The sequence below is a fragment of the Arthrobacter rhombi genome, from assembly GCF_900163545.1.
Classification (GTDB): domain Bacteria; phylum Actinomycetota; class Actinomycetes; order Actinomycetales; family Micrococcaceae; genus Arthrobacter_H; species Arthrobacter_H rhombi_A.
In genome coordinates this window covers 1-9,959 of sequence record NZ_FUHW01000036.1, presented here as the reverse complement: position 1 = coordinate 9,959, position 9,959 = coordinate 1, and the positions used below count along the sequence as shown (strand labels likewise).

At 57.6% G+C, this 9,959-nt stretch carries 12 protein-coding genes and 1 pseudogene; 7 read left to right on the top strand and 6 right to left on the bottom strand.

Going from position 1 to position 9,959, the window contains the following annotated elements:
• Positions 1-529 precede the first annotated feature (529 nt).
• A complete protein-coding gene (locus FM101_RS09990; RefSeq protein WP_086999114.1) occupies positions 530-823 on the top strand; it encodes a hypothetical protein in 294 nt (97 codons plus the stop codon).
• Between the two features lie 80 nt (positions 824-903).
• Here FM101_RS09990 and FM101_RS15615 read toward each other — a convergent pair whose 3' ends face one another.
• Both FM101_RS15615 and FM101_RS15610 read right to left on the bottom strand, forming a co-directional pair.
• Positions 904-1,086: a hypothetical protein gene (locus tag FM101_RS15615; protein ID WP_143269268.1), complete on the bottom strand. Its 183-nt coding sequence runs from the start codon at positions 1,084-1,086 to the stop codon at positions 904-906.
• A gap of 479 nt (positions 1,087-1,565) precedes the next feature.
• The gene (locus tag FM101_RS15610; RefSeq protein WP_143269267.1) at positions 1,566-1,757 is read right to left on the bottom strand and encodes a hypothetical protein; all 192 of its coding nucleotides are present in this window, start codon (positions 1,755-1,757) and stop codon (positions 1,566-1,568) included.
• Positions 1,758-2,000: 243 nt separating this feature from the next.
• Here FM101_RS15610 and FM101_RS09985 point away from each other — a divergent pair, with 243 nt between their 5' ends.
• Together FM101_RS09985 and FM101_RS09980 are read left to right on the top strand one after the other, a co-directional pair.
• The gene (locus FM101_RS09985; RefSeq protein ID WP_086999121.1) at positions 2,001-2,306 is read left to right on the top strand and encodes a PadR family transcriptional regulator; all 306 of its coding nucleotides are present in this window, start codon (positions 2,001-2,003) and stop codon (positions 2,304-2,306) included.
• Between the two features lie 74 nt (positions 2,307-2,380).
• Positions 2,381-3,421, top strand: coding sequence for a hypothetical protein (locus FM101_RS09980; protein WP_086999111.1), 1,041 nt, complete (start codon positions 2,381-2,383; stop codon positions 3,419-3,421).
• 343 nt (positions 3,422-3,764) lie between these two features.
• Here the strand turns inward: FM101_RS09980 and FM101_RS15745 are convergent, their stop codons facing one another.
• From FM101_RS15745 to FM101_RS09965, 3 genes are all read right to left on the bottom strand, one after another.
• Positions 3,765-3,938, bottom strand: coding sequence for a hypothetical protein (locus tag FM101_RS15745; protein ID WP_179204297.1), 174 nt, complete (start codon positions 3,936-3,938; stop codon positions 3,765-3,767).
• Positions 3,939-4,164: 226 nt separating this feature from the next.
• Positions 4,165-4,518 (bottom strand): GNAT family N-acetyltransferase, encoded by a 354-nt coding sequence (locus FM101_RS09970; RefSeq protein ID WP_086999105.1) that lies wholly within the window; start codon positions 4,516-4,518, stop codon positions 4,165-4,167.
• A gap of 227 nt (positions 4,519-4,745) precedes the next feature.
• The gene (locus tag FM101_RS09965; RefSeq protein ID WP_086999117.1) at positions 4,746-5,627 is read right to left on the bottom strand and encodes an alpha/beta fold hydrolase; all 882 of its coding nucleotides are present in this window, start codon (positions 5,625-5,627) and stop codon (positions 4,746-4,748) included.
• 331 nt (positions 5,628-5,958) lie between these two features.
• Between FM101_RS09965 and FM101_RS09960 the strand changes: the two genes are divergently transcribed.
• The 4 genes and pseudogenes from FM101_RS09960 to FM101_RS09945 all read left to right on the top strand — a co-directional run bounded on the left by FM101_RS09960 (position 5,959) and on the right by FM101_RS09945 (position 9,231).
• Entirely contained in the window at positions 5,959-6,390 is a 432-nt protein-coding gene (locus FM101_RS09960; protein WP_086999102.1) for a hypothetical protein, read from the top strand.
• A 762-nt stretch (positions 6,391-7,152) separates the two neighbouring features.
• Positions 7,153-7,482, top strand: a pseudogene (locus FM101_RS16215) (phosphotransferase); the annotation flags it as partial.
• Between the two features lie 13 nt (positions 7,483-7,495).
• Positions 7,496-8,014: an aminoglycoside phosphotransferase family protein gene (locus tag FM101_RS09950; RefSeq protein WP_179204296.1), complete on the top strand. Its 519-nt coding sequence runs from the start codon at positions 7,496-7,498 to the stop codon at positions 8,012-8,014.
• Between the two features lie 245 nt (positions 8,015-8,259).
• A complete protein-coding gene (locus FM101_RS09945) occupies positions 8,260-9,231 on the top strand; it encodes a zinc-dependent alcohol dehydrogenase family protein (RefSeq protein ID WP_179204295.1) in 972 nt (323 codons plus the stop codon).
• Between the two features lie 44 nt (positions 9,232-9,275).
• Here the strand turns inward: FM101_RS09945 and FM101_RS09940 are convergent, their stop codons facing one another.
• A complete protein-coding gene (locus tag FM101_RS09940; RefSeq protein WP_179204294.1) occupies positions 9,276-9,791 on the bottom strand; it encodes a GNAT family N-acetyltransferase in 516 nt (171 codons plus the stop codon).
• Positions 9,792-9,959 lie beyond the last annotated feature (168 nt).

Sequence of the window (9,959 nt, the reverse complement as noted above, 5' to 3'; positions counted from 1 at the left end):
GTGGCATACCCCATTCTACAATTTAGCCAGCGAATTTCAGGCGCGGGACACTAGCAGCGTGCAACCCCCACCCTTGGGAATTTCTGCGGTAGCCAGAAGTAGCTGAACCTCTGGACTGCGGCTGTTCGAGGAGCGCCCAAATTCGTCTTGGTGTGCCCGGTAAAGGTTCCTTCTACGGGCAAAGGGGTGCCGCGCAGACGGCTTCGGACAATCCGTTCGGTGGACATTCTGGATGGTCATCATCGGCTCGTCCCCCGAGTGATGGTTTCATCGGCTGGCGCCTCGGACGTTCCAAGGTAGCGGGTCCATTGTTAATCGGCCGATGCCGATGGAAGGGTTTGCCAGGGGTCTTTCGACCCGTTTGTATCGATCAATGAACGTTCATGGTGTAGATCACAATAGAGCTATGAGCGTGGTTAGACTCTGCAATATGAGCGAACCGCAGACTCACCGAGATGTTCCGCCCGAGACGTCCCCTCACTCGACAAAGTCAAGATCGCGCGCCGGAAGAGGAGTATGGGCTGGACTCGTGCTCGCCTTGATCGCGACGGTTCTCATGTGGATTACCTCTTACGTCGGGCCGCTGGCCGCGCGGCAGGCGGCAGCCCGGGCGGACTATGACAACCTGTATACCGTTTCTATCATTGGGTTGGGAGCCGTCGTTGTCTTGAGTTTGATCGCCGTCATCCTCGGTATGAGGGGTGTGCGCAAGCCAGCGGGAAATGCCATGGCGGGTGCTGCCATCGGGATCGGCGTCATCCAATTTCTCGGGGTCCTGGTGACCTTCATCGTATCGACCCAGTTCACTGAGCTCATCTACTGATCTGTCCCCCACCTCGTGGCCGGTTCGGCTTATGGAGCGGACTTTAGAAAGACGCTTGAGTCGGGGGCTCAGGGGCGAATTCACTCCGTGTTGTGGTGGCGTTCCTTGAACGCGTAAAGGAATCGTTCTTGGTAGGCGGAATAGGCATCTGCGTGGCGAGCGTAATCCTCGGGCGATGTCGACGGAGGCAGCTGAACCGGCGGCATGTAGCGGTCAGCAGCATTTATTTTGAGCGGGTAGCCGAACTCATCCATCGTCGCCATTCAACAACGATAGGTCTTAATCAGCGCTAAAACAGGTGTCCCGACGAGGGTTCCTTCAACGGGCCATATTTTCCGGCAAGCCAACCGCAGGGACTATCTCTAGCTGAAGGCGACACCTTCAAAGTCCTACACTGAAGCCAAAGAGAAACTTCGAATCAAGGAGCTGAACATGGGCGGCCAATCGTTAGCTGAGATAGCCTTCTGGGACATTCTTTCTGCAGCCTTAATACCTGCGCTACTTCCGACCATAGCGATCGTCGTCTTTGGGATGTTGATTCTCCGACGTCTCCCTAAGCGAGCGCAAGTGGGAACGAAACAGAATACGACCATCAGATAGCTTCCCACTCATCCTTCCCGCGCGGACCAACGCGGGTAGCTGCACGCGGGGATGGGGGACTGGTTTTGTCTCACGTGTGGCAGCCAATCACGCCACCACCGTCTCAGCTATTCCAACGGTCTAGTGCTTCGCCGCCATCTCGTTACTTCAGACGTTGACCCCACCGGACCACAACGAAGGTCACGAACAGTGAAACCAAAATTGCCACAGCCCAACGAACGAGCATCGGCACGTCGGTGTAAACGTTCAGCATGGCGTTCATGGCGAATGCGGCAAGCAGGCCCGGAATTCCGATCAGAGAGTCACGCATAAGTCCCAGCGTTTCATGCTTCACGGCGCGCGAGGCGCACGGGCAGGGTGGGACACGAGGTCGTCCCGCTCAGTTTTTGCTGGTTGACTGCCCGGAAAGCAGCTGTGATTCATGGGAGAAACGGCCAAAAACACTAGATCACATTGTGATATACGTAGAAACATGATGCAAGAAATTACCGTTGACCAGGAACCGACTATTGACGCGTAGGCCCCCGCTAGCGACCGATGGCCCGGCGGCTGGGTAAGAGCGCTTCTTCCCACGGCGATCCTCGCCTGTCTAGAGCAGCAACCCCTGCACGGATACGCCATCGCCCAGGCACTCGGAAAACTGGGGTTCGGCATACCGCGGGGTGGGGCCCTTTATCCAGTACTCGCACGCCTGGAGGACTCCGGCGAGGTCGAAGCCGAATGGACCCCCGGAACCTCAGGGCCCCCTCGACGCCAATACACCCTCACTTCAAGAGGTACTGAACGTCTTGGAACAGATCGCCTCGGTCTTGAAGCGATGGTCGCGGCGATCAGCACGAGGACTGGCAGCATCGAAGAAAGTGGCAAAAGGAGGCCCCTGTGAACTGGGATAGCAGCCATCGCTCATCGACCGACTCCCCAGCAGGCGGGGAGCTAACGCGGGTCAGGAACCTGTTCGTGAGCGCCCGCTCCGTCCAGGAGGACTCCGCATGGGCGGATAGCGCCTTCATTCGCATGATTCACCTTGACGTGAAGATCGCTCTGGTGGAAGCGGCACTCACCGAGGCGGCAGCGGTCGTGCGTGAGGCGCAGGCTCCCCCGGAGGAACTCTTCGGGTCAGCGCGCGAATGGGCCGAAAGCCAGCTGGACGAGCTCAAGCAAGAGGGAGTCGATGCCGTGGAGAAGCCCTTGCGTCTGAGTTTTCGCGAGGTCGTCGTCTACTCACTGGGCAGCGCCACGGCCGTCAGTGTTCTGTTGTGCGTGGCATTACTGCTCAGAATAGGTGGTGATATGCCGCGTTTCAGCATCGGGCTGGCCCTGATGCCATGGCTGATTTCACTGGTCACCCTTGCCCTGATCAGCGTCTATACGCGCGCTTCGGAGCGTTTCTCCTTCGTGAAAGCCGTTGTCATTTCCGTGGGCCTGATCGTCGTCGGAGCGGCTGCGATCGCCGGCATCATCGTGCCCCTGGGCCAAGATGGGCCCGAAGGAAGCATCTTCTGGGCCACGGCACTGGTGCCGGGATATGCCTTGTTGTGCTTCATCGTCTCCAAGTTATGGCCTGGCCCCCAAGAAGGCCGCGGTGCAGCAGTAGAGGACATCGATGCGGCCACCAGCCTTCCCGATGGCCAGTGGCTCACCCGGGCACGGCAGGCTCTACGCGGCCGAGGGGATCTGGGCGAAGACCGAATTTCACAAGCCATCGCCGAGATCTCCGAACATGCCAATGAACAGGGAAGCAGCCTGGTCACGGAATTTGGTCGACCGGAAGGCTACGCCCAATCGCTACCTGCCAACCCCCGCCTGAAGCCACGCCGGCTCGCTTTCTTATATGCAGGCCTGGCCTCGTTGTGGCTCATCCTTGCTTTGGTTACCTGGGCGGACCACCAATGGAACCCCACGTGGTTGCTGGCTGGCTACCTCTGCCTCGTGATTTTGTGCTTCGTCCAGATCGGGAGGTATGCGCGCCGGACGAAACGAGCCGACGCCGATACCTGAGTTCCTCGATTCGATGTCAGGTGTCGACCGGCCCGGTTTTCCAAGCAGGAGGTTTCCGAGCGATAACGGGTGGTACGGTCCGGCTTTACTTGGTGTCTCGCGCTCACGAACGGACCCGCAGTCCCGCTCACTAACGAACCATGGGTCGACGAACTCCCCTTCCCAGACAGTCTGATCAGCAAATACGGCATCTTCCTACAGACTAAACGTCAGGACTCTTTAGCCGGTATTTCGAGACCGAGTGGCTCCAAGCACCCTCATGACAGAGCATCGTGCCGCAGAGGGTTCCGTTCTGTGAAGCATCCAAGAAACCGGAGAACCTACCCAAATATCAGGTGCTCGGCTATTGCTGCGCCTGTTTTGGCCGAGTCACCGCGATAATGAGAACGACGATTCCCGCTCCGGTTAAGGCCCAGCCCAGGATGCCGAGATTAGTGAACGTAACAACAAGCGCTCCGGCAACTAAAAGTGCGATGGATAGAGCCCGGCTCGTCCGTGCAATTCTGGTCATCATCATGAATTCAACTCTACGATCCAAGTACAAGCTGGTCGAGGCCAACAACTTCACCACGGATGCGACACGTATCCACCGTCCCGCTGAAGGGGGGGTAGGGGCCGGTACGTCCATTGGACGAAGACCCAGAAGCGCATGGCGGGAAATGATGCGAACTGCCTCTACCGCGGATCTTCCATAGGCCGTCCTTGGAAATCCCGGTGTGGCGAGATCAATCCACGGGGCGCCGTTAGTTCATTGGCTTGTATGAGTGGTCCTCAAGCATCTCGAAGATCCTGGGCGCATCTTCCTTGGCGGCAATAGTTTCCATGAAAAGCCGCCCCAAGTTCCCGTGAATGGTCACCACGTATTGCCGGTCCCTACCCAAGTGTTCGAAGACCATGTGCATCATGTCGGTAGCGATGCCCTGATGGCGATACCCCTCGTCGACCGTGAAGCCACTGAGGTAGGTGAGTTCGGGGTCTTGCTCCCACCGCTTATAGGAGGCCTCCCCGATGATTGCTTCGTCCTCGGTGAAGGCTGCGAGTCGGCCCAGGGAGTCGGTGGGTGTTTCACCTACCCAGCGGATACCAATATTCTTCATCCCCACATCATGACAGGCCGGCACCCCTTGATATAAGGCTCGCGAACAATGATGGTTTGGAGTACACCCTGGAAGGCGTTGCGCTTCCGTTTAGAACGCGGGGGCCGCAACGCCGTCATCTACGAATGGAAGAATAACTGTTTCGGCTGGCCTTCCCCTGTGAATCACGAGCGACACGAACATCTCGAAGTCAGCACGCTGGTATCAACGGACCATGTACCGTCCGGCTAACGGGCTCTCGTATCGACTGCGTTGGGGAGGAATGCAGTAAGGACGCTACTGAGCTCATCAGGGGCTTCTTCGGCTATGTGGTGCCCTGAATCAATGCCTTGTCCTCTCACGTTGTAGGCCCAGTTCCTCCAAATCTTAAGTGGATCGCCGTATAGCTGCTCTAGGTCATCTCGCAGGGACCACAGCACGAGCAGGGGGGTATCAAGGCGCCGACCGGCCGCTTGGTCGGCTTCTTCGTGGTAACGGTCGATGGTGAGCCCTGCCCGGTAGTCCTCGAGCATCGCACTCACGACCAGCGGTTTATGAATGGCCTCCTGCCACTCCGCGTAGTTCTCGGATCCCATCACTTTCGGGTCGCCGCTGTACCAACTATCCGGGTCTGCGTTGATGACGCGTTCGGGGATATCAGGTTGCGCGAAGAAAAACCAGTGCCACCACCTCGTGGCGAAACGCGCGTCGGCGCGAGCAAGATGCTCGCTAATGGGTATGCAATCCAACAACGCGAGGTGGTCAATGCGACTCTCGTAATCCAGCGCAAGACGCAGGGCTACATAACTCCCGCGGTCATGGCCAACGAGGTGGAACCGCTCATAACCAAGCGTGGTCATCAGCTGAGTCATGTCGCTGGCGACGGCTCGCTTCGAATACGTGCTGTGGTCCGCCATCGGCTCCGGCCCCAACGACCGACCATATCCGCGGAGATCGGGACAGACTACCGTGAAACCCGCCTGGACCAGTCGAGGCGCCACTTTGTGCCATGTCGCTCCAGTGCGAGGGTGTCCATGAAGAAGAAGAATAGGAGGCCCCTCCCCTCCATGTCGGACATGCAGTACCGCGTCACCGACGACAACGTTCTCGACAACGAAATTCTCGAACATTATCCAATTATGCTGCACGTGAGAAACAAATAGACCCATCAGCTTGCAAGGCTAAAAGTCCTTCAGTCAAAGTACGAGGCTTCACGGCCGTCCCGCAGAAGGTTCCTCATAACGGACAGGGAATCATCGTGCAGACGACCGAACTGGGCTCCATGTGCTTTCCTGGGGCAGTGCCTGCAATCAGATCTTAACAAGCTCGTGTTCACAGCATGGCTATGCTTTGTATGAATCGATGAATACTTGGCAGATCTAGTCGGTGCGCCGATAGAGAGGTTGAAACTGCATGAGCGTAGCTCCCGAACGGGTCACAGGCACAAGTAAGCCTCGAACCATGATGATGGCACCTTGGCTAAGCCTCGTAGCCGCGGTCCTTTCGCTGACCCTTCAGACGTCTCTTTTGATGCAGACGGTCTGTCTGGGTCTGGGCGCAGGCCTTGCCGTACTGAGTATTTATCGCTTCGCCATGCCTTCTAAGGACAGGCTCCGGCGTCCCAAGCCGCTGCGCATAGTGACAATGCTGGTCGCTGCAGTTGCAGTGTTTGGGTTCGTTGCTCGATACCTAGTTATTCTCGGCATCTCCAGACCTGTTCCCTATGCCGACTACGTGGAACAGCCCGGAGGGGACGGACTCCTGCAATGGCTAGCAGTGCATTTCACCGCCTTTGGGGCGATATCGGTAGTTCTTATGCTGGCAAGCACCATGGTGCTGGCTCTTGTCGCCACTATCAATCACAAGATGGAACAACGTCAGAACTCAATGTGATCCGGGAAGGCCATGAAGCTACCTAAAAAGTACAGACGAGGTGACCGGCGAAATGCGTCCCGATGTTGAGCGGTTTGATACATCTCCAACGCCGTTCCGGCTTTCTCATCCTTCGAGTGCTCTTTCCGTAAAAGGAACGCCATTCAAAACTGCAGCCACAGTGTGAATGACTCGAGGCGTTCCCGACAATCGGATTTGAGGAAAATGCCGCTTGCGGGCACTGTCCCGCTTGCGGTTCCACATACGGCGTGATGTGGATGGCGCTCTCGCCGTGTTCGGATAAACCATGAGAACTTCCAGAAAGACCCGGTACGCGACGTTGGGAATCGTGCTCACTCTCGTAGGAGTGGCAGGCGGCTTTTTGATGTTCTTACAGCCCTGGAGGGGCTGCCCTGAGATTGACGACAGCTCTGCTGGCTGCCCAGCCACAGGAAGCGATCAAGGCCTACTTGCTGTTGCTGTTCTTGTTCTAATGGTTGGGATCGTGCTTCTGGCCAAGTCTGTCTCCACTAAAGGAGAGCAGGTTCAGGCCGGAACCGCCGGGCCCTTCGAGTGATTCACCCAAGTGTCATTAGGAGCAATCCACGCAATCTCATGGTGCTCTAATGGATACCTTGAACTGCGCCGTAGAGCGGGGTCCCGAAATGGGCACGGTGGCTCTCCGCTGCTGTATCGGTCTGTGCCGTCGGTGTTGCGGTCTGGGCGCAGGGCGCAAGCTAACGATACGTTCTTCAACCTTTCTTGCCTGAGAGACTGTGGACCGTGAATACCCTGGATTCTGACAATTCAGCAGTTTGGGCAGCCGTCGAATCTGCCTGGCCGCACCTGCCGTGGGGCGAAGCCATCTTCCACCATGGCGCTTTCCATCATGTCGCAGTTCTCGATTCAGCTGCTGTGGTGCGTGTATCGAGCGGCGCTGGACATGAAGATAGAGCACATGCGGAGCATCGGAACCTAGCATCCGTGTCGAATGCCGGCCTACAGTTCCCAGTCCCCAAACCTTTGGCACTTCCTATCTCGGGGCAGGGTTGGTCAGCACAGATCAGCACCTTCGTCCCGGGCGCGCATCTGCCAGACCTTTCATGGGAGGAGGCAAGGGCGGGAATTGACTTCATTCTCACTGGCCTGCGGGAGTTCGACGGTCCTGTGGGTCCGCTTCGTCCAGTTAGGCAGTGGTGCGGGGGGGCAGGAGTGGCCGGCCATAGTCGATCGGATCATTCATCGATTTAATGACCCGTCAAAGGCCGCCGCGAAACATGTTGTGGCGAACGTGTTGGAGGAAGAGTCAGCTGCAACTGCTTCTTTGGTTCATGGCGATTTCGGGCTGCACAACATCATGTGGAGTGAAGGCAAACTATCCGGGATCGTGGACCTTGATAATGCTTGCGTTGCGGATCCCGCGCTCGACCTGGCACCGCTCATCGGCCAGTTCGGTTCCAACCGCGTTGCCGACATCGCAAATCGAGAAACGGTTGCACGGGCGAAGATCTACAGGGCGTCGCTCTCGCTTCAGGTCGCGGCCGCCGCTGAGCTAGTAAGCGACTGGAAGCTCAAGGAGTTTGCTTTGTGCAACTTCCTTGAACGACTCGACGCCGGCACCCTGTACGGTCCCTGCCAGAAGTAGCTCTAAGGGACCGATGCAACGCTGACAGCGTATGCGTGGGACTCAACTGTCCCCTGATGCTGGTGTGCCCCGCACAGGGTTGAGGCAACCCACCCTGATAGTCGGCGCAGAGTCCCGGCGCGGGTTCCCGCTTACGGGACTGCGCCTTCCGGTTTGGCGATTCAGCTTGCGTTCGCTTCCAGCATTGACTGGGCAGCTGGGGTAGCCGAACGCGCCAGCGTCCGATGCTTGCGAGAATGGTGCTTATGTATGAAGTAGTGGCAACTCGCCCAGGTGTTGCTCAGGACGTGGTTGAGGTCCGCTCGATGGTCCTCGGCCAGCGCGAGCGAGGCGTGCTCCGTATCCGAATGCTTGCTTCGACTATCAACCCCTCCGACCTCGTCACGATCGCTGGCGCGTACCGTTCGCGTACGTCCTTCCCTTTTGTTGGTGGCTTCGAAGGCGTTGGAGAGGTCGTCGCTGCCGATCCTGGTACCTCCCTCGTGGAGGGAACGCGGGTTATCCCGATTCGCCGCGCAGGTTGCTGGTCAGAACTGCGGGACGTTCCCGAGAGTGACTGTGTGCCCGTGCCTGAGTATCTGAGCACCGAGCGGGCTTGCTTCGCGTACATCAACCCGATGACCACGGTCAGCATGGTCAGTCGTTACGTAACCGGGAATGGGCCAGTCATCGTGACTGCGGCGACATCGGAAGCTGCAACCCAGATCGCCGCGCTGCTGAAATTTCGCAACGTTCCTGCTATCGGAATCACTCGTAGCTCCGACCGGCCTCCAAGCAAGGGAAAACTGTGGAGCGCGATCATCGCCACAGACCAACCCGAGTGGGAAGAACGACTCTATGCCGCCGCCGGCCAATCTGCCCGCGTCGTGTTCGATGCCGTCGGCGGCCTAAACGCAGGCAAAGTTGCGAGAGCCCTTGAACCGGGAGGTCAGTTCATCAGCTACGGGCTCCTCTCCGGCACGCCAATTCACGGCAGTTGGGAATTTCCATCGCATGTGGAACTGAAGTATTTTCACCTGCGCCAAGATGCTCATAACAGCGACCCCGTGCAGTTCGCTCAGCGTTTTGAAGAAGTCTTCCAGCTCGTTGCGTCAGGTTTACTGGCCACAACACCCGCCGCAAAATTTCCGCTCTCGCAGATCCGGGATGCTCTCGCTTGGAACTCAGCGAACCGCGGAAAGGTGCTCCTGGAAATCAATGCCGAAGCGCCCCGGTAGAGGTTCCGTAAACGAAGTAGCAACTGGTGCGGTGCATTTCAGCACTAAAGAGCGCCGCGGTATCGCACCTCTTGAATTGGGTGGTTACCAATAGAATGCGTTTTTGACTCTCCGTCTGGGACTAGGCCGGCTCGCTCGTAGAAGCCCCTTCCGCGTTCATTGGTATCGAGAACCCAGACCGTCACGACGGTGTGGTGAGATTTTCGGAGCTGGTCGAGAGCAGTAGACCAAAGCTGCCATCCGATCCCTTCTCCTACGTATTCCGGAAGCAGATAGATCGAAGTGACCTCACCAATTTCGCCGGAGGCGTCTCCATCACGGCTGGTATGAGCGTGGACGAAACCAACGGCATTGGTTCCCTTGTATGCCAGATAGGGCGCTGGGATGTTTGGATCTTGAATTAGGCCCTCCCAGTTATGCGCGCGTCGTTCCACGCTAAGAGAGTCCAGAGACTCATCTGGAATCAGACCACGATAGGCCCACTGCCAGGCGCGTACGTGTACGTTTGCCATATTCTGCGCATCCTCGACTGATGCGGGTCTAATCGTCAGTTCCTCCATCTGGGTAGTCTTCCAAAGCCTCTCTGCGCCATCAAGGATGATTAGGTCGCGAAGATCAGTCCCCTCGGGACATGACTCATAGGGCATGCGGATCCGTGCCCCGCGGAGGGTTCTGGTTGGGTCCCTTGGTAGAAGCCCGGTGACTATGTGAGTTTCGCATCCGATAAT

Excerpts from the sequence above, each read along its gene's own strand:
- FM101_RS15615 (WP_143269268.1), bottom strand. The coding sequence starts at position 1,086 with ATGGCGACGATGGATGAGTTCGGCTACCCGCTCAAAATAAATGCTGCT.
- FM101_RS15745 (WP_179204297.1), bottom strand. The coding sequence starts at position 3,938 with ATGATGATGACCAGAATTGCACGGACGAGCCGGGCTCTATCCATCGCA.
- FM101_RS09970 (WP_086999105.1), bottom strand. The coding sequence starts at position 4,518 with ATGAAGAATATTGGTATCCGCTGGGTAGGTGAAACACCCACCGACTCC.
- FM101_RS09965 (WP_086999117.1), bottom strand. The coding sequence starts at position 5,627 with ATGTTCGAGAATTTCGTTGTCGAGAACGTTGTCGTCGGTGACGCGGTA.
- FM101_RS09960 (WP_086999102.1), top strand. The coding sequence starts at position 5,959 with ATGATGATGGCACCTTGGCTAAGCCTCGTAGCCGCGGTCCTTTCGCTG.
- FM101_RS09945 (WP_179204295.1), top strand. The coding sequence starts at position 8,260 with ATGTATGAAGTAGTGGCAACTCGCCCAGGTGTTGCTCAGGACGTGGTT.
- FM101_RS09940 (WP_179204294.1), bottom strand. The coding sequence starts at position 9,791 with ATGGAGGAACTGACGATTAGACCCGCATCAGTCGAGGATGCGCAGAAT.